Annotated in this window: 20 protein-coding genes; 1 reads left to right on the plus strand and 19 read right to left on the minus strand. The window is 70.0% G+C overall.

Annotated elements, in window-relative coordinates:
• Positions 1–17: 17 nt before the first annotated feature.
• The 10 genes from KSO97_RS08330 to rplS all read right to left on the minus strand — a co-directional run bounded on the left by KSO97_RS08330 (position 18) and on the right by rplS (position 9,581).
• On the minus strand, positions 18–1,658 hold the full coding sequence (locus KSO97_RS08330; protein WP_232677824.1) for a hypothetical protein: 1,641 nt from the start codon (positions 1,656–1,658) through the stop codon (positions 18–20).
• On the minus strand, positions 1,658–2,146 hold the full coding sequence (locus tag KSO97_RS08335) for a TadE/TadG family type IV pilus assembly protein (RefSeq protein WP_232677825.1): 489 nt from the start codon (positions 2,144–2,146) through the stop codon (positions 1,658–1,660). The genes KSO97_RS08330 and KSO97_RS08335 overlap by 1 nt, the downstream gene beginning before the upstream one ends.
• Before the next feature lie 127 nt (positions 2,147–2,273).
• On the minus strand, positions 2,274–4,103 hold the full coding sequence (locus KSO97_RS08340; protein WP_232677826.1) for a hypothetical protein: 1,830 nt from the start codon (positions 4,101–4,103) through the stop codon (positions 2,274–2,276).
• Positions 4,100–4,561: a TadE/TadG family type IV pilus assembly protein gene (locus KSO97_RS08345; RefSeq protein ID WP_232677827.1), complete on the minus strand. Its 462-nt coding sequence runs from the start codon at positions 4,559–4,561 to the stop codon at positions 4,100–4,102. The genes KSO97_RS08340 and KSO97_RS08345 overlap by 4 nt, the downstream gene beginning before the upstream one ends.
• A 132-nt stretch (positions 4,562–4,693) precedes the next feature.
• Positions 4,694–6,547 (minus strand): pilus assembly protein TadG-related protein, encoded by a 1,854-nt coding sequence (locus tag KSO97_RS08350; RefSeq protein WP_232677828.1) that lies wholly within the window; start codon positions 6,545–6,547, stop codon positions 4,694–4,696.
• An 8-nt stretch (positions 6,548–6,555) separates the two neighbouring features.
• Complete coding sequence (locus tag KSO97_RS08355) at positions 6,556–7,047, minus strand: TadE/TadG family type IV pilus assembly protein (RefSeq protein WP_232677830.1); 492 nt, start codon at positions 7,045–7,047, stop codon at positions 6,556–6,558.
• A 201-nt stretch (positions 7,048–7,248) separates the two neighbouring features.
• Positions 7,249–7,557, minus strand: a complete 309-nt coding sequence (locus KSO97_RS08360) for a DUF2469 domain-containing protein (RefSeq protein WP_232677832.1) — start codon at positions 7,555–7,557, stop codon at positions 7,249–7,251.
• Positions 7,554–8,279 carry a ribonuclease HII gene (locus KSO97_RS08365; protein ID WP_232677834.1) on the minus strand — a complete coding sequence of 242 codons (726 nt, stop codon included), beginning with the start codon at positions 8,277–8,279 and terminating at the stop codon, positions 7,554–7,556. The genes KSO97_RS08360 and KSO97_RS08365 overlap by 4 nt, the downstream gene beginning before the upstream one ends.
• 68 nt (positions 8,280–8,347) lie before the next feature.
• Positions 8,348–9,151 (minus strand): signal peptidase I, encoded by an 804-nt coding sequence (lepB, locus tag KSO97_RS08370; protein ID WP_232677835.1) that lies wholly within the window; start codon positions 9,149–9,151, stop codon positions 8,348–8,350.
• A 79-nt stretch (positions 9,152–9,230) separates the two neighbouring features.
• On the minus strand, positions 9,231–9,581 hold the full coding sequence (gene rplS, locus KSO97_RS08375) for a 50S ribosomal protein L19 (protein WP_232677837.1): 351 nt from the start codon (positions 9,579–9,581) through the stop codon (positions 9,231–9,233).
• A 437-nt stretch (positions 9,582–10,018) separates the two neighbouring features.
• Between rplS and KSO97_RS08380 the strand changes: the two genes are divergently transcribed.
• Positions 10,019–11,302 carry a Fic family protein gene (locus KSO97_RS08380; protein WP_232677840.1) on the plus strand — a complete coding sequence of 428 codons (1,284 nt, stop codon included), beginning with the start codon at positions 10,019–10,021 and terminating at the stop codon, positions 11,300–11,302.
• Between the two features lie 118 nt (positions 11,303–11,420).
• On the opposite strand, the gene KSO97_RS08385 is transcribed toward KSO97_RS08380, so the two are convergent.
• The 9 genes from KSO97_RS08385 to KSO97_RS08425 form a co-directional block, all read right to left on the minus strand.
• Positions 11,421–12,677 carry an ammonium transporter gene (locus tag KSO97_RS08385; protein WP_232677842.1) on the minus strand — a complete coding sequence of 419 codons (1,257 nt, stop codon included), beginning with the start codon at positions 12,675–12,677 and terminating at the stop codon, positions 11,421–11,423.
• 139 nt (positions 12,678–12,816) lie between these two features.
• Positions 12,817–13,527: a tRNA (guanosine(37)-N1)-methyltransferase TrmD gene (trmD, locus tag KSO97_RS08390; protein ID WP_232677844.1), complete on the minus strand. Its 711-nt coding sequence runs from the start codon at positions 13,525–13,527 to the stop codon at positions 12,817–12,819.
• A gap of 12 nt (positions 13,528–13,539) precedes the next feature.
• On the minus strand, positions 13,540–14,091 hold the full coding sequence (gene rimM / locus KSO97_RS08395) for a ribosome maturation factor RimM (protein WP_232677848.1): 552 nt from the start codon (positions 14,089–14,091) through the stop codon (positions 13,540–13,542).
• Between the two features lie 91 nt (positions 14,092–14,182).
• Complete coding sequence (locus KSO97_RS08400) at positions 14,183–14,434, minus strand: RNA-binding protein (RefSeq protein ID WP_232677850.1); 252 nt, start codon at positions 14,432–14,434, stop codon at positions 14,183–14,185.
• Entirely contained in the window at positions 14,434–14,943 is a 510-nt protein-coding gene (rpsP, locus tag KSO97_RS08405; RefSeq protein WP_232677852.1) for a 30S ribosomal protein S16, read from the minus strand. Before rpsP ends, KSO97_RS08400 begins: the two co-directional genes overlap by 1 nt.
• 169 nt (positions 14,944–15,112) lie before the next feature.
• Complete coding sequence (locus tag KSO97_RS08410) at positions 15,113–16,189, minus strand: amidohydrolase family protein (RefSeq protein ID WP_232677854.1); 1,077 nt, start codon at positions 16,187–16,189, stop codon at positions 15,113–15,115.
• Between the two features lie 10 nt (positions 16,190–16,199).
• Positions 16,200–16,577, minus strand: a complete 378-nt coding sequence (locus KSO97_RS08415) for a hypothetical protein (RefSeq protein WP_232677856.1) — start codon at positions 16,575–16,577, stop codon at positions 16,200–16,202.
• Positions 16,578–16,602: 25 nt separating this feature from the next.
• The gene (ffh, locus tag KSO97_RS08420; RefSeq protein WP_232677859.1) at positions 16,603–18,174 is read right to left on the minus strand and encodes a signal recognition particle protein; all 1,572 of its coding nucleotides are present in this window, start codon (positions 18,172–18,174) and stop codon (positions 16,603–16,605) included.
• A gap of 55 nt (positions 18,175–18,229) precedes the next feature.
• A complete protein-coding gene (locus KSO97_RS08425; RefSeq protein ID WP_232677860.1) occupies positions 18,230–20,473 on the minus strand; it encodes a [protein-PII] uridylyltransferase in 2,244 nt (747 codons plus the stop codon).
• Positions 20,474–20,509 lie beyond the last annotated feature (36 nt).

Below are 20,509 nucleotides of genomic sequence, written 5' to 3' on the forward strand. Positions count from 1 at the left end.
CGGCTATCCGTGGGGGGCTAGCCGCGCAGGATGGGGCCGGAGCACTCCGGGCTCGCCACGCCGTAGACGTCCGCGCCCGCGACGTTGAGGCCGAGCAGGCCCGTGAGAGGACCGAGCAGAAGGCGGTCGACACCCTGCACGAGCGGATTGACGATCGTGTTCAGTACCGGGCCGACGATGCTCCCGATCGGTACCGGGAGCGCGACGGGAACCCCGAGCAACGTCGCCTTGACCACCGGCGTCGACGCCACGGCGAGGCCGTTCAGTCCCACCTGGCCAGAACCGGACGGCACGGGGCGCGAGGTGATCGCTCCCGGGGTGTTCGACGTGTAGGACAAGGGCGGCACCCGCACCTGTGCCGTGCTCGACAACCTCGACTCCGTCGTCGTCGCCGACACCGGGATCACGATCTCGACCTTGACCAGGCCCAGGTTGCCCACCAGGCGAACGTTCAGCCCGAGGGCGACCTCGGTCAGCGCGTTCTGCACACGCACGTCGACGCCCTCGGCCGCCCCGTCCACCGCGCAGTGGATGCCGGTCAGCGTGCCGCGGCCGGACGCGAGATCTGCGGACAGACTCAGCGAGACGCTTGCCGAGAGGCCGAGGATCGACGGCACGTTCACGACATCGCCCCCGAGCGTGAGCGAGGTCTGCGAGGTCCTCCGCTGGGTGCTGTTCACCCGGCCGCAGGCACGTTTCGGGGCCTCGACCAGCTTGAGACCGCCGCGGATCGCCGTCAGCCCGAGGCTGAGCCCGAGATCGTTGACCCCGATCAGGTTCTCGCCGTTGGCGATGAACGCGCTCGTCGCGAGAAGATCGAGGACGTTGACGCTGGCGTCGAGTGCCGAGGCACCGCCCGGGGCGAGGCCCACCAGTTCACCGACCGTCACGTTGGGAAGAGGACCCGCGCCCAGCGGGATGTTCCGCAGCAGTGTCACGTCGGCGGTGTCGCCGCCCTGGTTCTGCAGCACGGTGCCGGACGCCACCATGAGCTCGCCGACCGAGACGGCCGAGATGTCGGCCAACTCGTCGACGCTGCCCGCGCCCAACTCAGCCGCCAGACCGGCCAGCGAGATGCTCGCGTCGGCGAGTCCGGCATAGCTGATGACACCGAGCCCGAGCGCATCGCCGATCAGGCCGTTGAGCAACGCCGAGTTCCCCGAGTTCACCGCGAGTGCGTACGAGCCGATCTGGAAACAGGCGAGCTCGTCCTGCGTCGCGACAGCCGACCTGGTCGCGCCTCCTGAGGACGCGAGACCGAACGCGAAATCGACGGAGGTGTGGGCGGCGACGCGGACAGCCGTCGGAATGGCCGTACCGCTCAGAGCGACGAACTTGCCCGCCCCGTCGAGCTCACCCCACTCGATGTCGGAGGCAGTGATGGACGCCGGGTCGCCGATGGTGCCCGCGTTGCGTGCGATCGACTCCCGCGCCAGGGAGACCTCGACGGCCGACAGCTGAGTGACGGTCCGGGCGCCGAGCTCGCGCGAGAGGTCGAGGGCGACGATGTCGGCGAGCGCCTGCATGTCGCGCCGGGCGACGCGCTGCATGCCGATGTCGACCGTGATCGCGGCGATGGCGACCAGACCGAACGCGAGCGCCGCCGCGATGATCGCGATGGCACCACGATCGTTGCGGCGTCGACCTCGGAGGAACATCAGCTGACCCTTGCCTGGGCCTCGTAGGTCACCGTGTCGGGCATCAGGATGCCGAGACCCGGGAACTGCGGCCCGGCCGGCGCGTTCTTGTAGTCGTAGACGAGGCGAACCGTCACGCAGCGGACCGTGGCATCGGCTGGAGTGGGGGTACAGGGGCCGGGCGCCGAGACGGCACAGGTGCCGGCCGCCTTGCCGTCCCTGGTGAGATTGCCGCTGGCGCACCTGATGCCCGCCGAGCTCAGGGCCTCGGTCACGGCGTCGTAGCCGGCCTGCTGCTTGCTCGACGTCGTCATGGTGACGGCAGCCGCACGAGCCCCCTCGGCAGCGGCCTGGCTGAGCGACTGACGCAGGGAGAGGAGCAGGCCGTAGCTGATGATGCCCATCACGATGAGGATGAAGGGGATCATCACCAGGGCGAACTCGACCGCGGCAGCGCCGCGGTCGGACTCACGCCGTCTGGACGTGCTGACGTAGAGACGAGCGCTCACCGTCTCCCCCTCCTGAGTTGCCCACCACCGTGGTGGTAGCCCACCCCGGCTTCACATTATGGACGCAGGAGAGCCTCGGGAGGCCTTCTCCAACCAAATTGGCCCGCCGCACAGGTTCCTGCCGGCCTCACCCGCGGAGCCCCGGCGTGCCGCACGAGACCGGCGGGGAGCTGTCGAGCATGACGTTGGACCCACCGACACGTGCTCCGATCAGACCGAGCAGGGGGTCGAAGACGGTGGTGGAGAGGCTTCGGGGGTCGGTCGGGCTCAGCAACTGGGTCAGCCCGGTGCCGAGGATGGCGTCGATCAGCTGGTTCTGCTGGGGGGTCGTGAGGTTGATCCAGGCGCCGAGCGCGCCCCCGAGCAGCTCGACGTTCGCCGAGATGTTGGCGTAGCTCTTCGACCAGGAGAGGATCGAGACACTCCCGCTACTGGTCACGTAGGGCGTGTCGTAGGCCTGCGGCGGCACCGTGACGGTCATCGACGGGTTGCTCGAGGGGGTCAGTCTCGCCACGAGCGTGACGGCGGCATTCACCGAGATGACGGCCTCGGCGATGTTGAGGCCGAGAGCACCCAGACCCAGGAGCCGGGCTCGCACCTCCGCCCGCAGCGGCGTACTGATCGTGACCGTCGCCAGGCCGTTGCGCACGTCGAGGCTGATGCCCTTCGCACCCGCCCCGCAGGCGAGGCCGGTCAGGATCGACTCGGTCCCCGCCGCGCTGAGGTCGAGCGAGACGTGGTTCTCGGCCGTGATCCGTGCCAGCTTGATGTTGGTCAACAGGTTGGTGATCGGCTGGAGCGGGAAGTCGACGATCGTCGGGTTGAGCGTGCCGTCGATGTGGATGTTGAGCTGCTCGGTGTCGGAACGCACCCCGATCGTCGACGTGCTCCCCGGAGCACCGCAGTACTGATGAGCTCCCTGCGACAGACGCACCGCGAGATTGACGTTCGTCATGCTGGACAGCTGAGCCCCGAGGTAGATGTTGGCGACGTTGGTGCCGTTCAGTGCGGCGATCGAGCCCCCGACGATGTCCAGAACATTCGCCGACGCCGCGGCCAAGGCGCCCGCGCCGGACTTGAGCCCGAGGATCTTGCCCATCTGCACCGTCGTCGTGGTCTTGGTGACGGCCTGGAGGGTGTTCAACAGGTTCACCGTCGTGGTGTTCGACGGCGAGGCCAGCGCCGCCAGGTGGACGTAGAGGTTCTTCGCCAGAACGGTCGCGGATGCGAGCTGCTCGACCGTCCCCACGTTGAGACGCGTGGCGAGCTGCAGCAGGTCGACGTTCGCCGACGCCAGCGACATGTAGTCGAGGGCCGAGACCGTGCCGCCGTTGGTGAAGGCTCCGGACTGCTCAGCCATCTTGCGAAGGACGGGGTTGATCAGCTGTGACCGGTTGGTGTTGACCTGAGCAGCCCACGATCCCAGCTTGTAGCAGGCCGACGAGGCCACGCCCGCGATCGCCGTCCTGCTGGCGCCTCCGTCGCCGGGGCGGAAGGAGAAGGCAACCGACCCCGAGGCGCGCACCCAGACCGCGTCCGGGATGTCGCTCGCAGCCGTGAGCGAGACCACCTCCCCGGTCGTCGGGTTGCGGACCGGCTTCCCGGTCGAGTCCAGGTCGACCAGGCGCACGTCGAGCGATGGCGTGGCGTCCACCCCCGTGCTGTTGCGCGCCACGCTCCGGTCGCGCGCGGTCGCCAACGAGGGATGCGAGGAGTCGCCCGCGATGATCACGGCGGCATTGCGACCGTCGACCAGCTGGGAGAGGTCCAGCGCCACCATGTCGGCGACCGCCTGCATGTCGCTTCGCACCGCGCGCTGCATTCCGATGTCCACCGCGAAGGCCGCGACGCTCATCAGCAGCGCGGACCCGAGGATGCCGACGAGGACGGCGATCGCCCCTCGCTCACTGCGATGCCGCGCGGGGAGTCTGCGGCACACGACTTCGAGCCGGATCACTGCGGCACCTTCCCCGATGCGGTGTAGCTCAACGTGTCGGGCAGGATCGCCCCGATCCCCGGCACCGGCAACAGCGGGTGCGCGCCGTAGTCGTAGGTGACGGTGACGAAGACGCACTGACCGAGGTCGCCGTCACCGCAGGCCCGCGTGGTGGTCGAGCAGGTGCCGACGGTCGCTCCGGCCCGTCGCAGTGACCCCTGGGAGCAGGTCACGTCGTAGCTCTTCAGCGCCGCGGACACGCTGTCGTAGGCCGCGGTCGTCGAACTGGCCGACGTGACATAGACGCGAGCGGCCTGGGCGGCCGACACGCTGACGGCCTGGCGGAAGGAGAGCATGTAGCCGTACGCGAGGATCCCGAAGAGCAGCCAGGCGAGCAGGGGCGCGACGAGGGCGAGCTCCAGTGCGGCCGCACCGTTGTCCCGACGTCGACCGGCACCGCGATCCTCGCGCCTACGCATAGCTCGCCTCCTGCGAACACGAACGGGGACCCCGAAATCCCTGCCCGTTCTGATCGACCGGCGGCGCGACCACCTGAGAGATGTCCAGCACTTTGTCGCAGGTGCGGTGGAGACACCCGCGCGATCGATCGGTCAGCCAGCGAGGGCGGGAGTGCCGCAGGACGGCGTCGGCAACGCCGTGAAGGTCGACCCGGCGATGGTGAGCCCGAGCTGGGCGCGCACCGCGTTCGTCACCGCGGTCAGCAGCGGGTTCACGATCGTGGTGGTCAGCGGGCCCAGCAGGTTGGTCTGCACCGCGTTCACCACCGAGTTCAGTGACGACAGCATCTGGTTGACGAGCGGACGCCCGTTGGAGAACTGCCCGTCGGTCTGCATCGTGGTGTTGATCTGGACGTTGCCGACGGAGAGATCGCCGTTCGGCCCCTGCTTGACCTTGCCGTAGTCGCCGGGGACGAGCAGCGTGGCGGCGGTCGTCTTCTCGGTGCTCGGCACGGTGGTCAGGGCGATGGTCAGGGTCGACGTCACTGTCTCGTGCTGGCGCCCGATCCCCAGGAATCCGCCGTAGTTCCGCGTCTCACGGATGATCAGCGGGATCCGCACCGTGGCCGGCGCGAGCGAGGCTCCCTGAGTGACCGACATGCTCGTCGGCGTGCGTCCGTTGCAGCTCAGCGAGTTGACCGTGCCCGACGCCGAGCCGAGCGAGATCGTCGCAGACACCTTGCCGAGTGAGACCTGGGGCAGGTCGTAGGTGTCGGTGCCGAGCAGCGTGCCGAGCAACCCGAGTACGCCGCTCAACAGGCCGTTGAGCGCGTTCACCAGGTTCGTCAGACCGCTGGTGAGTGTTCCGGGCGCGTTGATGTCGGCCGTGGCCGTGACCGCGATCTGCTCCATGGTCCGCTTGCCGTCGCCCAGGCAGACCCGGGTCGGTTTGCTGCCCACCGTGACGCCGAGCGAGAGCCCGGTGAGGTTCTGGCCGGTGGCCGCGATCGTGATCGGTCGCGTGCCGTTCGCCAACTGCACGGCCGCGGTCGCCAGGTCGAGCGCGTTGACCGTCGTGCCGAGCGCCGCCTGGCCCCCCTGGGAGATGCCGAGCAGCGTGCCGACGGTGAACCTGTCGAGGAGCGGACCGACATGGGCTCCGATCTGCGACGTCAGCACGTTGGCCTGCGCGGCACCCGTCGTGCCGCTCCGCGTCAACGCCTCGACCTGTGCGGCGATGACCTGAGCTGCGGTGACCTGGGTGGTCAGGAGCTGGTCGACGGTACCGACGTTGAGCTGGGTCTTGAGGATGTTGAGGAAGTTCAGCACGTCGAGATCGGCGCTGAGGATCCCGGAGCTGCTCAACGCGGTGAGATCGATGTTGGTGCCGAGGATCCTCGTGATCGGCCCCAGCACCGCACCCTCGCCGCTGGCGAGCCGGGCGGCGTAGGAGTCCATCATCATGCAGGCCGTCTTGTAGGCGCGCGCGATCGCCGAGCGGCACACCGAGCCGCCGCCGCTGACGAGGCTGAAGTCGACGCGATTGGAGATCGTGACGAGCACAGCGGTCGGCGTGGCGCCGACCGGAGCCGCCGTGAAGTAGGCGTTGTAGGGCGATGCGCCACAGCCGAGCGACTGGTCGCCGACGAACGTGTTCGAGAGGTTGCCGGTGTGCACCACGACGGTCGGTGCGTCCGAGCCGACCATGCCACGTGAGGCGTTCACGGTCGCCTGGGCGATCGCGGTGAGCGCCGAGACCGACGTCGTGCCCGTGCCGAGGGCGCGCGCGGCGTCCTGCGCGGCGGCGTCGGCGAGGGTCTGCGCGTCACCTCGAGCCATCCGCTGCATGCCGATGTCCACCGCGTAGCTCGCCACCGGCAGCACCACGAAGCACGTCACCAGGGCCATGAAGACGGCGACGGCGCCGCGCTCGGTGCGACGTCGGCGCGACAGCGCGAGACGACGTGCGAGCGGAACACGATCACCGGAGCGGGACGCGCCATTCATCAGGATCCTCATGTGAGTTGCACCACCGAGGTGAAGGTCAGGTCTTGGGGAAGCACGAAGCCGTAGCCCGGGAGCGAAGGCAGCAACGAGTGGGCCCGGTAGGGATAGGTGACCGTCACCGAGATGCAGGTGTGGCCCGTCGCGCAACCGGTGACCGTCGGGGTCGCGCCGACCCGGATCGTGCAGGTGAGGTACTTGGTCCCACAGGTCATGCCGTAGGTGTTGACGGCGTTCGCGACAGCTGTCGCCGCTGCCGCCTGGGCCGGGCACGTGGTCGCTGTGTACGGCCCCGTGGCGGCACACGTTCCGTCCGTGGGGTTGTAGGCCCCGACAGCGCCGCGAGCTCCCTCTGCCGCCGACTGCGAGAGGGCCTGGCGGAAGCTGAACATGTAGCCGTAGCCGATCGCGCCGAAGACCAGGTACAGCATCGGCACCATCACCAGTGCGAACTCGACCGCGGCCGCACCGCGGCTGGTCCGTCGTCGACCTGCGCTCCCCATCGCGCCTCCCCCCATGGCTGCGGACGGGGCGAGACGGCCCGTCCTCCGCTCATCGAGCGTAGGGAGAGATCCCCGCGACCAGCCAGTGACTAGACGCAGGTCTGACCGATCGGACACTCGCCCCGGGCAGGCGCCTGCCACCCCCTCGGGCGGCTCAGAGGTCGCGTCGATAGGGGCTGACCTCTCAGGGAGCCGACGGAATCAGGGCTTCGGGGGCTCGAAGGCCGACTCGGCGAGCTCCTCGACGTTGACGTCCTTGAACGTCAGCACCTTCACGGTCTTGGCGAACCGCGCCGGTCGGTACATGTCCCACACCCAGGCATCGCTCATCGAGACCTCGAAGAAGACGTCGCCGTCCTCGCCCCGCGACTTCACGTCGACCTGGTTGCACAGGTAGAAGCGTCGATCGGTCTCGACCACGTACTTGAAGATGCCCACGACGTCGCGGTACTCGCGATAGAGGGTGAGCTCCTGCTCGGCCTCGTACTTCTCGAGCTCCTCGGCACTCATGCTGGCGACTCTAATGCCCGCGCAGAGGCGACCGCGTGCGTGTCGGCGACGGAGTCCGCGCCCCCGAGAGGTGGCGCCAGGCCCGGCAGGCGCCACGACGTCCGGTGGTGGGGGGTCGGCCCGAGACGAGCCAACGCATCGATGTGCTCCGGCGCGGCATAGCCCTTGTTCTCCGCCCACCCGTACTCGGGGTGGTCGGCGGCGAGTTCCACCATGATCTCGTCGCGCGCGGTCTTGGCCAGAATGCTGGCCGCCGCCACGGCCGCGCAACGCAGATCGGCCTTGATCATGGTGACGACGCGCGGAAGTGCCCACGGCGCGGCGCCGACGGCGTGCGTCGTCTCGGGCAGACCGCCGAAGAGGACGTCCTGGTCGGGAGGACTGAGATAGTCGTGGTTGCCGTCGAGCAGGACGGCGTCGGCCTGGACGGCGAGCGCGCGCAGCGCGCGCTCCCCCGCCAGCCTCATCGCCGTCATGATGCCGAACGTGTCGATCTCGGCCGGGCTGGCGTGCCCGACGGCGTGCGCGGCGGCCCAGCGCTCGATCCGCGGGGCCAGACGTCGACGCGCGTCGGGCGTGAGCAACTTGCTGTCGCGCACGCCCTGCGGCGCGGTCCGGGTCGCCGCGGTGACGAGGACCGCGCCGATGGTCACGGGACCGCTCAGGGCGCCGCGTCCGACCTCGTCGCAACACGCCAGGGCGGCGACGCCGTCGCGCAGCATGCGCCGCTCCACTCGCAGGGAGGGCGGCGTACCGGCGCGGGCGCGAGCTGCTCGCGGCGCGCCCGCCATCACTCGCCGTCCGCTGCGGGGATGTCGGCGTAGACGTCGGGGCGTCCCAGAAGGGTCCAGTGCCGTTGGGGCCAGATGACCCCGAAGACCTTCCCGACCACCAGGTCGACGTCCACGTACGGGTTGTCGGTGCAGTCGGTCTCGCCCTCGGGGTCGCACAGGTGGTAGGAGGAGTCCGCGGAGCGGGCGCGGTGGTCACCGAGCACGAAGATGGTGCCCTCGGGCACGGGCCCGGCCGTCCAGTCGCAGGTCGGGGTCATCGGGCCGTTGCACTGCACGTTCTCCGCGCGAGGGGCGATGACGTCGTCCTCGTCGAGCGGCTCGCCGTTGACCAGGATGCGTCCCTCGTCGTCACAGCACTCGATGACGTCGCCCTCGACGCCGATCACCCGCTTGACCAGATGACCGCCCTCTGGGTACAGCCCGATCTTCGCGAGCACGGACTGCACACCCGTCGGGGACTCGTCCTCCCCCGCCCCGAGCCAACCGCCCGGATCCTCGAAGACGACGACGTCTCCGCGCGAGGGTGATCCGCCGAACCAGTAGGAGACCTTCTGCACCAGGATCCGGTCGTCCTTGGCCAGGGTGGGCTCCATGGAGTCGGAGGGGATGTAGAACGCCTGGACGAACAGCGACTTGACGATCAGTGCGACGACGAGCGCCGCACCGGTGAGCACGAGCAGCTCCTGCCACAGCGCCAGTCGCCGCGGCGCGGCCTGGTCACCGCCGTGCGCCCCGGACTCGACCTCGCTCTCCGCCGTCGCGTCGTCGATGGTCTCCGGCGATCGGTCGTCGGTGCTCACCCCGAGAGTGTAGGAAGCAGCCGAAAACGAACGATCCGCGCCCCAGAGGGACGCGGATCGTGTGAGCGAGTGGAGCTGATCAGAGCTCGCGACGCTCCTTGATCTTGGCGGCCTTGCCGCGCAGGTTGCGCAGGTAGTACAGCTTCGCGCGGCGCACGTCACCACGGGTCACGACCTCGATCTGCTCGAAGATCGGGGAGTGCAGCGGGAAGGTGCGCTCGACGCCGACGCCGAAGGAGACCTTGCGGACGGTGAAGGTGCGGCCGATGCCCGAGCCGTGCATCCGGATCACCACGCCCTGGAAGATCTGGACACGCGAGCGGCTGCCCTCGATGACCTTGACGTGGACCTTGACGGTGTCGCCGGCGCGGAAGGCCGGGATGTCGTCGCGCTTGCTGGTGTTGCCGATCTCGGCGAGCACGTTGCTCATGGTGTTCTCCTCGCTACTGCCACAGGTCAGCCGCGGTATTCAGGCGGGGTCGTCGCCCCTGATCGCTACGGACGGCACGGTCTTCGGGCCGGACGCTCCGACACCCCCTGCGGCGGGAACCGGTGCAGGCCCCCCGCGTGCGTTCCTCGGAGCGACCCATCGGCCCGACCGGGCCAACGGGTGAGTCTGCCACAACGGCGCGACCAACTTGAAATCCCGCGCACCCCGCTCAGCGTCGCGCGTGGGCGGACGCACTAGTGGCACGTCCGGGAAGTTCTGATGCGCTTCGCGCACCCCCGGCACGCACCCCGCGGCGTTGCCGACGCTTGCGAGACAACCTGGTATGGCTGCGCGCCGGCGCCTTGCGCTGCACGCACCGGGAGCACGCCAACCGCTTCGGAACTTCTCGGACGCACTCGGTGTACGAGAATGAACCCGTGACCGGCCGAGCGCGATCTCAGACCCGGACCGACGGTACGCCCGGAGAAGCCGGGTCGGGGGTGCTCGAACCGACGTCGGACTGGCCGGCGCATGCCGAGGAGCGTCGTCCCTGGCAGCAGTCGAGCCCCCGAGGCCCTCGCGCCGACCGTCTGCTCCGCGAGATCGTGGTCACCCTTCCGCCGTTCATCCGAGACGTCGACTACGTGACGGACCGCCCCCTGGCCGCGATGACGACGGCCAGCGCCGGCGGACTGCACCATCTCGACCTGGTGCACGGGCGCACGCTGCAGTCGCTCAACCACCTGCTGCTGCGCACCGAGTCGGTGGACTCGTCGAAGATCGAGGACGTCGAGGCCAGCCTGGCCGACTACGGCCGCGCGCTCCTCGGCGAGGGAGCGTCCTCCTCGGCCCGCTCGATGGCGTCAGCGACCGCTGCGATGACGCGGATCATCGGCGACGCCGGGCGCACTCGCACCGTGAGCGCCGAGTCGATCCTGCGCGGCCACCGCGACCTCTTCGCCCGCGACCCCAGCCAGCAGCACAATGCCGGGCGGTTCCGCACACGGCAGAACTGGGTCGGCGGCAGCGACTACGCCCCACGCGACACCCTGCACGTGCCCCCTCCGCCCGAGACGGTGCCCGCCTACATCGAGGATCTCTTCGCCTTCGCCAACCGCAAGGACGTTCCGCTGGTCGTCCAGGCGGCGATCGTGCATGCGCAGTTCGAGTCGATCCATCCGTTCATCGACGGCAACGGACGGATCGGTCGTGCGCTCATCCACGCCGTGCTGCGACGTGGTCGGGGAACCCAGCACCTCACCGTGCCGATCGCCTCCGCTCTCGTGGCCCATCGCGAGCGGTACTTCGGCGCGCTCAACGACTACCGCGACGGGTACGCCTACACGCTGATCGCGATGCTGGCCCGCGCCATCACCACCGCCACGACCGAGTCGTGGAGCACGGCCGGTCGGCTGCACGAGATCCGAGAGGAGTGGCACGACCGGCTCGGCGGCACCCGACCGGGCACTCCGCTGCACCGACTGCTCGACCTGCTCACCGAGGAGCCGATCCTCAACATCGACCTGGTCCTCGCGCGCACCGGGGCGACCGACGTCGAGGCACGCGCCGACATCGGTCGACTGACCCAGGCGGGGATCCTGACCCGCGTCCCCCGGACGCGGCGAGCACCGGTGTGGTCGTCGCGCGAGGTGCTGGGCGAGATCGAGGACCTGAGCACTCGCATCAGGGCATCGAGCATGCGGATCGCCGAGACCCGCTGAACGGGGGGGGGGCGGGCCCCCCCTGACGGCGGGGCCGGCCCGCCCCGCGTGCGCGGGACGGGCCGAACGGTTCCAGGTGTCAGCGGTCTGGCCGGACTGACCCGACCGACCGGGAACCTCAGTCGAGGGCGTAGCCGCCGCCGTGGAGCACCAGGTCGATGCCGGCCACCTCGTCCTCCTCCTTGGCCCGGAAGCCGATCGTCTTCTCGATCGCCGTGGCGAAGATGAAGGAGACGGTGAAGGAGAACGCGATGACGGTGATCGAGGAGAAGAGCTGAGCCAGGAACAGCTTGCCCTCCCCGCCGAAGACCAGGCTGCCACCGGTGAGCGTCTCCGAACCGAAGATGCCGACGTAGAGGCAGCCGATGAAACCGGCCACGAGGTGGATGCCGACCACGTCGAGGGTGTCGTCGAAGCCGAGCTTGAACTTCAGGTCGACAGCGAACGCGCAGATGGCGCCGGAGATGAGGCCGAGCACGAGGGCCCAGACCGGAGTGACGAAGGCGCACGCCGGAGTGATGGCGACCAGGCCGGTGACGATGCCCGAGGCGGCGCCGACCGCGGTGGCCTTGCCGTCCTTGAACGTCTCCACGACGATCCAGCCGAGCAGAGCCGCGGCGGGGGCCAGGAGGGTGTTGAAGAAGATCAGCGAGGTCTGGCCCGCGTCGCCACCCTGGACGCCGGTGTTGAAGCCGAACCAGCCGAACCACAGGATCGCCGCGCCGATGAGCACCAGCGGAACGTTGTGGGCGACCGACTCCTCCTTGGAGAAGCCGACCTTGCGACGGCCGAGGACCAGAGCCAGAGCCAGCGCGGCCGCACCGGCCGACTGGTGGATCACGGTGCCGCCGGCCCAGTCGAGCGCGCCGATGCCGAGACCCCAGACGTCGTTGGCGAGCCACCCGTAGAAGGTGCCCTCCTCGTCGAATGCCCAGATCCACTTGAAGGTCGGGAACACCACGAAGGTGGCGAACAGTGCCGCGAACAGCATCCAGGGCCAGAAGCGGGCGCGGTCGGCGACGGCGCCGGAGACCAGCGCGACGGTGATGATGCAGAACGCCACCAGGAAGGCGTGGCCGGCGAAGAGCGCCGCGTCAGTGCCAGTACCGGCGGTCGACACCAGGTTCGACATGCCGAAGTCCTCGAACGGGTTGCCGAAGAACTTCGAGCCGCCGCTGTTGCCCTGGCTCGTGATACCCACGCCGCCGTAGAGGACGTAGAGGATCGTGACGATGGCGATCGAGCCGAAACTCAGCATCATCATCGAGACGACGGACTTCTGCTTGACCAGACCGCCGTAGAAGAAGGCGAGGCCGGGGGTCATGAAGATGACCAAGGCCGCGCAGAGAAGTGTCCATTCAAGTCCAACAGACATGCAGTTCCTCGCTGAGTCTCGGGAGTGGGAGCGCCGGCGGCGACCTTGCCGCGCCGCACTTCGTCCGAGATGGTGGCGAGTGGATGTTTAGGAAGGACGCCGGTTGTGTTTCGACCACGTAACCGACACAGCAGGCGTGTTACGGCTGCGCATCGTCGTCGAGCGTCGTGGGTGCGGGCAGCAGATCAGGGCGTCGCTCGGCTGTGCGACGCAGCGCCTCCTCGTGTCGCCAGGACGCGACCCGGCCGTGGTCGCCCGACAACAGCACGGGCGGGACGTCGTGCCCACGCCACGTCGACGGCTTGGTGTACACGGGGTACTCCAAGAGCCCGTCCTCGTGCGACTCCTCGACCAGTGACTCCGCGTTTCCCATGAATCCGGGCAGCAGGCGCACCACCGCCTCGGTGATCGCCAGGGCCGCCACCTCGCCGCCGTTGAGCACGTAGTCACCGAGCGACAGCTCCACGACCTCGGCGCGTGACGCGGCGTGGTCGAACACCCGCTGATCGATCCCCTCGTAGCGACCGCAGGCGAACATCATCTGCGAGCGGGTGGCGAGGTCGCGGGCGATGGCCTGGCTGAACGGGATGCCGGACGGCGTCGGAACCACCAGCGTGCCCCCGTCCGGGAGTAGCTCGTCGAGCGCCTCTCCCCACGGTTCGGGCTTCATCACCATGCCGGCGCCACCGCCGTAGGGGGTGTCGTCGACCGTGCGATGCCGGTCGTGGGTCCACGAGCGCAGGTCGTGGACGTGGATGTCGAGGAGGCCGCTGGCTCGCGCCCTCCCGGCCAGGGACAACTCGAGCGGAGCGAACCAGTCGGGGAAGATCGTGACGAAGTCCAGACGCACTGCGGAGCTCGCTCAGGACTCGTCGTCGAGCGGGGCGACCAGACCCGGCCGGTCGGCGACGACCACCCGTCCTCCAGCGACGTCGACCTCGGGGACGAGGGCGACGACGAAGGGCACGAGGGTCTCGCGGCCGTCGAGAGCGGTGATCTCGAGGAGGTCCTGCGCTCCCCCGTGCACGAGGCCGCGCACCGTGCCGAGCGGGGCGCCGTCGAGGTCCACCACGGCCAGCCCGATCAACTGGTGGTCGTAGAACTCCTCGGGGTCGTCCGGCGTGGCGTCGGCGGGCACACTGACCCGCAGCAGGACGTCGCGCGCGGCCTCCGCCGCGGTCCGGTCGCCGAGCTCCTCGAAGGTGGCCAACAGCACCGACTGGTGCCACCGCGTGCGGGTCACGGTCACGGTGCGATGCCTGAAGGCGGAGCCGCGCGGCGCCTCGACGTCCAGGACGGCGCCTGCGACGAACCTCCGCTCCGGCTCGTCGGTCCGTACATCGACGGTGACCTCACCGCGGACGCCGTGCGGCTTGCCGATCCGTCCGACCACGACCTCGACGGTCTCCACCATGCCTCCTGGCTCGACGATGACTCATGAAAATGACGCTGACCCGTCTCCAGATGAAGACGGGTCAGCGTAGAACGCCTGTGCGGCGACGAGGTCAGCGACCACGTCCAGGGCGGTCGACGTCGACGAAGTCGATACGAGCGCCGTCGCTGCCGGCAAGCGCGGAGATGACCGTGCGGAAGGCCGAGGCGGTACGGCCACCGCGACCGATCACCTTGCCCAGGTCGTCGGGGTGCACGCGCACCTCGAGGACCGAGCCACGGCGAAGCTGCTTGTCGCGCACGACGACATCGTCCGGGTGGTCGACGACCCCGCGGACGAGGTGGTCGAGAGCGTCGGCCAGCATCAGGCCTCGGTCCCGGCCTCAGCCTCGGCCGCAGGCGCCTCGGCGGCGGGCGCCTCCTCGGCAGCAGGCTTCTCCTCGGCCGGAGCCTCGGCAGCCGGCGTCTCCTCGGCGGGCTTCTCGGTCTTCTTCGCCGCCTTCTTGGTCACCGCCGCGCCCTTGGGCTCGTTGGCGACCTCCTTGAGGGCCTGGTTGAAGATCTCGAGCTTGTCGGTCTTGGGCTCGGCGACCTTGAGGGTGCCCTCAGTGCCGGCGATGCCCTTGTAGGTCTGCCAGTCGCCGGTGATCTTGAGGATCTTCTCGACAGCCTCGGTCGGCTGCGCGCCGACGCCGAGCCAGTACTGCGCCCGGTCGGAGGCGACCCGGATGTAGGACGGGTCCTCCTTCGGGTGGTACAGGCCGATCTCCTCGATGACCTTGCCGTCGCGCTTCTTGCGCGAGTCGACGATGACGATGCGGTACTGCGGCACCCGGACCTTGCCCAGGCGCTTCAAGCGGATCTTGACGGCCACGTTTGTGGTGTCTCCTTGAGAATCGTGTTCGGGTGGAGAGCGGGACACGCGTGGGGCACGCGCTCGAACTCCGTGGGGCCACATCGGGCACGGTGAGAGGGGCCGTGCACGCGGGACTCGACGCGGAAGTCTGCCAGAGCGGACGTGCCGCCGGAAATCAACGAACCGATCAACTCCGATAGACCGCACCGCGCAGCACCACGCAGGCCGGCCGGGTCAGGGTCGAGAGGTCCGCACGCGGATCGGCGTCGTAGACGACGAAGTCGGCCGGATCCCCCTCGCCGAGCCCGGCGGGATGCCCCAACCAGGTGCGCCCGTCCCACGACGCGGCCGCGATGACGGTCTCGGCGGGGAGCCCGAGTTCGACCATCGCGTGGATCTCCTCGTGGAGTGTGCCGTGGCGACCGCTCCCACCACCGTCGGTGCCCACGTAGAGCGCGACGCCGGCTTCGTGGGCGGCCATCAGGACGTCGCGCCGACTGGCGAAGAGCGACTCCATGGTCTCGGCGTAGCGCGGGAACTTGTCGCGACCGGCCTCGGCGAATCCGGGGAACTTGCGGGTCTGCAGCACAGTCGGAACGAGAGCGACGCCATGCTCGGCCATGTGCTCCACGTGCTGCTCCCCGAGCCCGGTGCCGTGCTCGATGCAGTCGATCCCTGCCTCGAGGAGCCCGTCGAGCACATCGACGCCGAAGCAGTGCGCGGTGACCTTGGCTCCCTCGGCGTGCGCGGCCTCGATGGCTGCGGCGAAGTCGGCAGCGGGGAAGGACGGGGCGAGGTCGCCGGCCTCACGGGAGATCCAGTCGCCGACCAGCTTCACCCACCCGTCGCCGTCACGAGCCTGCTCGACCACCGTCGCGACCAGATCCGCGGGCTCGACCTCGACCCCGTAGTCACGGAGGTAGCGACGGGTGCGCGCGACGTGCTTGCCGGCGCGGATCAACCGCGGAAGGTCGTCGCGCTCGTGCACCCAGCGCGTGTCGGCCGGCGAACCGCAGTCGCGCAGCAGCAATGCACCGCTGTCACGGTCCAGTACAGCCTGGCGCTCGATCTCAGCAGCGTCGACGGCGCCGCCGTCCTCGAGACCGAGATGGTTGTGGGCATCGACGAGCCCGGGCACGAGCCAGCCACTCGCGACGGTCTCGGCACCGGCCTGCGGCTCGTAGGTGATGCACCCGTCGACGACGAAGACGTCGCGCGCCTCGCCGTCCGGCAGGGCCGGACCATGGAACTTCGCTGCCACCACCCGTCCGACGCTACAGCCGGTCCAGGAGCCAGGTCGGACCCAGCACGTCGGCGAACGCGGCGAGGTTCGCCGCGAGCGCGCGGTCGGCGGTGACCACGCGAACCTGATGCCCACGCTCGGCAGCGGCCCGCGCACGGCGCACGATCTCGCTGTCACCGTCGCGCGCCGCGTGCACGACGAGCACGTGCGCGTCCTTGCCGGCCCGCACGCCCGCCTTCGCGCCGCCCTCCAGCACGAGCACGATCTGCTCGAACCCGACGTCGGCCACCAGCAGTTCCTCGTGGAGTCGGCGGGCGGCGCCGGCGCGGTCCTTCCACCACCCGTCTGCCCGAGCGCCGACGACGTTGGCGGCGTCGACGACGAGCACCGGGGGTCGTGGCCTGCTCATCGGACTGCCCTCGTGACGGGGTGGGTCACTTGAGGAAGTTCGAGAAGTCCTTCGGCAGGTTCAGGTTGGCCGCCGCGGTCTCGTAGTCGATGTCCTCGGTCGGAGCGCCGAACGGGTTCGCGCCCGCGGCGGCTGCCTTCTGCTTCTCAGCGTCCACCTCTGCCTGCTGTGCCGCCTTGGCCGGGTTGCCCGAGCGGCGGGCGCCCTTGCCCTTCTTCTGCTGCTTCGGCTGCTGGTTGCGCTTGCCGGCTCCGGGCATTCCCGGCATTCCCGGCATACCCGGCATGCCCCCGCCGCGTGCGAACTGCATCATCATCTTCCGCGCCTCGAAGAAGCGGTCGACGAGCTGGTTGACGTCGGTGACGGTGCGGCCCGCTCCCTTGGCGATGCGAGCCCTGCGGGAGCCGTCGATGATCTTGGGGTTGTCACGCTCGGCCGGCGTCATCGACTGGATGATCGCCTGGATCCGGTCGATCTCGCGCTCGTCGAAGTTCTCCAGCTGCTCGCGCATCTGGCCCATGCCCGGGAGCATCCCGAGGATCTTCGACATCGAACCGAGCTTGCGCACCTGCTGCATCTGCTGCAGGAAGTCGTCGAGGGTGAACTCCCCGCCCTTGCCGGTGAGCTTCTCCGCCGCCTTGAGTGCCTGCTCGGCATCGAAGGTCTTCTCGGCCTGCTCGATCAGGGTGAGCATGTCGCCCATGTCAAGGATGCGCGAGGCCATCCGGTCGGGGTGGAAGACGTCGAAGTCGGTGAGCTTCTCCCCCGACGACGCGAACATGACCGGGCGTCCGGTGACCTGACGGATCGAGAGCGCCGCGCCTCCCCGCGCGTCGCCGTCCAGCTTGGTGAGGACGACACCGTCGTAGCCGACGCCGTCGAGGAACGCCTGCGCCGTGACCACGGCGTCCTGGCCGATCATCGCGTCGACGACGAAGAGCACCTCGTCGGGCTGTACGGCCTCGCGGATGTCGGAGGCCTGCTGCATCAGCTCGGCGTCGACGCCGAGGCGGCCGGCGGTGTCGACGATGACGACGTCGTAGAGCGAGCGCTTGGCCTCCTCCAGGGAGGCGCGCGCCACCGACACAGGATCGCCGACGCCGTTGCCAGGCTCGGGCGCGAACACCGGCACTCCGACCCGTTCGCCGTTGACCTGCAGCTGGTTGACGGCGTTGGGACGCTGCAGGTCGCAGGCCACCAGCAGCGGCGTCTTGCCCTGCTCCTTGAGCCAGAGCGCGAGCTTGGCCGCCAGGGTCGTCTTACCGGCGCCCTGGAGGCCGGCGAGCATGATGACGGTCGGGCCGTGCTTGGCGAATCGCATCCGGCGGGTCTCGCCACCCAGGATCGTGACGAGCTCCTCGTGCACGATCTTGACGATCTGCTGAGCCGGGTTCAGCGCCTGGCTGACCTCGTCGGCGCGTGCACGGTCCTTGACCGCGGCCACGAAGTCCTTGACCACCGGAAGCGCGACATCGGCCTCGAGTAGCGCGATGCGGATCTCGCGCGCGGTCGCGTCGATGTCGGCCTCGGAGAGCCGACCCTTCCCCCGGAGGTTCTTGAAGGTATCGGCGAGGCGGTCGGAGAGCGTGGCGAACACGAAGCCAGCCTAACGATCCGCGGTGACGCTCACGGCAACGAGGCTGGGGGGCTCGCTAGGCCGAGGCGGTCTCGCCACTGAGCGCCGCCCGGACGGCGTGCGCCGCGGCAGCCGCGCGGGTGTCGGAGAGGGCCCCGGCCGAAGGCTCCTGCAGGTAGAAGACGTCGACGGCCTGTGGGCCGAGGGTGTCGACGTGGGCCGAGCGGACGGCCACGTCGTGCTCGGCCAGGGCGCGGCACACCAGGTGGACGACGCCGGGCCGATCGGCGGTGCGCACCTCCAGCACCGTCGCCAGGTCGCTGGCCTCGGGCCGCACCACCACCGACGGGGCGAGATCGCCGCGCGCCGGTGCGAACCGGCGGGCCGGATCGATCCGCCCCGCCACGATGGCCTCGTACTTGGTGCGCACCAGGCCGGGCTCGGCACCGTCGGAGGCGACGTCCCAGACCGAGAACCCGACCGCCGGGCCGACGCCGTCGTCGTCCTGCGACCAGACGCGCGCCGCGCGCACGCCCAGGCGCAGCACCGCGAGGGTGGCCGCGACGTCGGCGAGCAGCCCGACCCGATCAGGCGCGATCAGGGTCAGCCGGGCACCGTCCGGCAGCGGTTCGACGGTGACCGAGACGCTGCCAGGCTCCAGCCCAGGCGGCACCGGGGCGACGTCGGTGGTGATCGGCGGCAGCGTCACGCCCGAGTCCAACGACGCCTGAGCACGGCGAGCCAGGTCGAGGATCAGGCCGGCGCGCCACGACGACCACGCCTTGGGCGACGTCGCCTTGGCGTCGGCCTCGGTCAAGGCACGCAACAGGGAGAGATTCTCGCTCGTCCGGACGCGCGAGGTGATCAGCTCGACGGTCGCGGGGTCGTCGGGGTCCCGGGTGGTGGCGGTCTCGGCGAGCAGCAGGTGCCAGCGCACCAGCAGCGCGATCAGCTCGACGGCGTCGGCGTCGAAGCCGCACCGCTGAGCCACCCGGCGCGCGAGCGGCTCACCGGCCTGGCTGTGATCGGTGAGGCCGCCCTTGCCGATGTCGTGGAGCAGCGCGGCCACCATCAAGACGTCGGGGCGCGCGACGCTGCGGATCAGGCCGGCGGCCTCGACGCAGGTCTCGACGACGTGCCGGTCGACGGTGAACCGGTGGATCACCGAGGCGTGCGGAAGCAGCCTGATCCGCTCCCACTCCGGCAGGATCCCGGCGAGCGCACCCGTCTCGTCCAGGGTCTCCCACACATCGAGCAGACCCGGGCCCGAGGCCAGCAGACGCACCAGCAGGTGCCGCGCCTCCTCCGGCCAGGGGTCGGGCAGGGGCGCGCACTCGCGCACGAGGCGGGCCGCGGTGGCGGGCGCCAGCAGGACGCCGCGCTCGGCGGCGGCGGTGGCCGCGCGCAGCAGCAGCGCCGGATCGCGACCGGGGTCGGCCCTGCGATCGAGCACGACCTCCCCCGCCGAGAGCGCGACCCCGGCGGCCAGCGGTTCGAGCACCGGGCGACGTGCCACCTGGGGCGAGGACGGCCGCGAGAGGACGCCGTCCACGCGGCGCCAGGCGAGCCGGGTGACGTGGGTGATGCGGCGCCCGATCTGGCGCACGTGCATCTGCGCGGCGCGCTCGTCGGGCAGACCCAACCGGACGGCGAGCTCGGCCCAGGTCTCCGGTGTGACGCGGTCGGTCGCGCGACCGGCCATGTCGTGCACGTGGTCGCGCACGTCGAGCAGTGCCTGCCGCGACGTCTCCAGCGGCCCGTGCGGCACGTCGACCAGCCAGGTGGCGACGATCCCGCGCAGCGTGGTGGCATCGCGCAGGCCGCCCTCGGACTCCTTGAGGTCGGGCACCGACAGGTGGGCTAGCTCGCCCATCAGCTGGTGGCGCGACTGCGCGGACTCCCGGATGAGCGGCAGTCGGCCGCGGGCACCCTTGCGCCACTCGGCGAGCATCGTGGTGCGCAGCCGGAGGCTCAGGCTGGTGTCGCCCGCGACGTGGCGGACGTCGAGCAGGCCCGAGGCGACGCGGTAGTCGGCGTCGGCGGCGGCGAGCATCTCGGGCAGGGAACGCACCGAGTGGTCGAGTCGCGCCCCGCTGTCCCACAGCGGGTACCAGATCTGCTCGGCCGCCGCGCTCGGGTCGAGGTCGGGGTGGTGCACCAGGACGACGTCGAGATCGGAGAAGGGCGCGAGCTCTGCACGGCCGTAGCCGCCGACGGCCACCAGGGCCATGCCCGAGTCGGGAGCGCAGGAGCCGGCGAAGGCGTCGACGCACCGGGCGTCGGCCTCGGCCGTACGGAAGGCGCGCTCTGCTGCGGTCATCGCCGTCGGATCTCCTCGTGGTGGTGGACGTTCCGG

Origin of the sequence: Nocardioides sp. R-C-SC26, from assembly GCF_021246465.1 — a bacterium.
In the GTDB taxonomy this organism is placed as follows: domain Bacteria; phylum Actinomycetota; class Actinomycetes; order Propionibacteriales; family Nocardioidaceae; genus Nocardioides.

What these genes read in the sequence shown, in the direction of transcription:
- rplS (WP_232677837.1), bottom strand. Translation starts at nt 9,581, where the DNA reads ATGAGCAACGTGCTCGCCGAGATCGGCAACACCAGCAAGCGCGACGAC.
- KSO97_RS08345 (WP_232677827.1), bottom strand. Translation starts at nt 4,561, where the DNA reads ATGCGTAGGCGCGAGGATCGCGGTGCCGGTCGACGTCGGGACAACGGT.
- KSO97_RS08365 (WP_232677834.1), bottom strand. Translation starts at nt 8,279, where the DNA reads ATGCTGCGCGACGGCGTCGCCGCCCTGGCGTGTTGCGACGAGGTCGGA.
- rimM (WP_232677848.1), bottom strand. Translation starts at nt 14,091, where the DNA reads ATGGTGGAGACCGTCGAGGTCGTGGTCGGACGGATCGGCAAGCCGCAC.
- KSO97_RS08415 (WP_232677856.1), bottom strand. Translation starts at nt 16,577, where the DNA reads ATGAGCAGGCCACGACCCCCGGTGCTCGTCGTCGACGCCGCCAACGTC.
- KSO97_RS08425 (WP_232677860.1), bottom strand. Translation starts at nt 20,473, where the DNA reads ATGACCGCAGCAGAGCGCGCCTTCCGTACGGCCGAGGCCGACGCCCGG.
- KSO97_RS08355 (WP_232677830.1), bottom strand. Translation starts at nt 7,047, where the DNA reads ATGGGGAGCGCAGGTCGACGACGGACCAGCCGCGGTGCGGCCGCGGTC.
- KSO97_RS08350 (WP_232677828.1), bottom strand. Translation starts at nt 6,547, where the DNA reads ATGAATGGCGCGTCCCGCTCCGGTGATCGTGTTCCGCTCGCACGTCGT.
- KSO97_RS08400 (WP_232677850.1), bottom strand. Translation starts at nt 14,434, where the DNA reads ATGCTGGCCGACGCTCTCGACCACCTCGTCCGCGGGGTCGTCGACCAC.
- KSO97_RS08385 (WP_232677842.1), bottom strand. Translation starts at nt 12,677, where the DNA reads ATGTCTGTTGGACTTGAATGGACACTTCTCTGCGCGGCCTTGGTCATC.
- KSO97_RS08330 (WP_232677824.1), bottom strand. Translation starts at nt 1,658, where the DNA reads ATGTTCCTCCGAGGTCGACGCCGCAACGATCGTGGTGCCATCGCGATC.
- KSO97_RS08360 (WP_232677832.1), bottom strand. Translation starts at nt 7,557, where the DNA reads ATGAGTGCCGAGGAGCTCGAGAAGTACGAGGCCGAGCAGGAGCTCACC.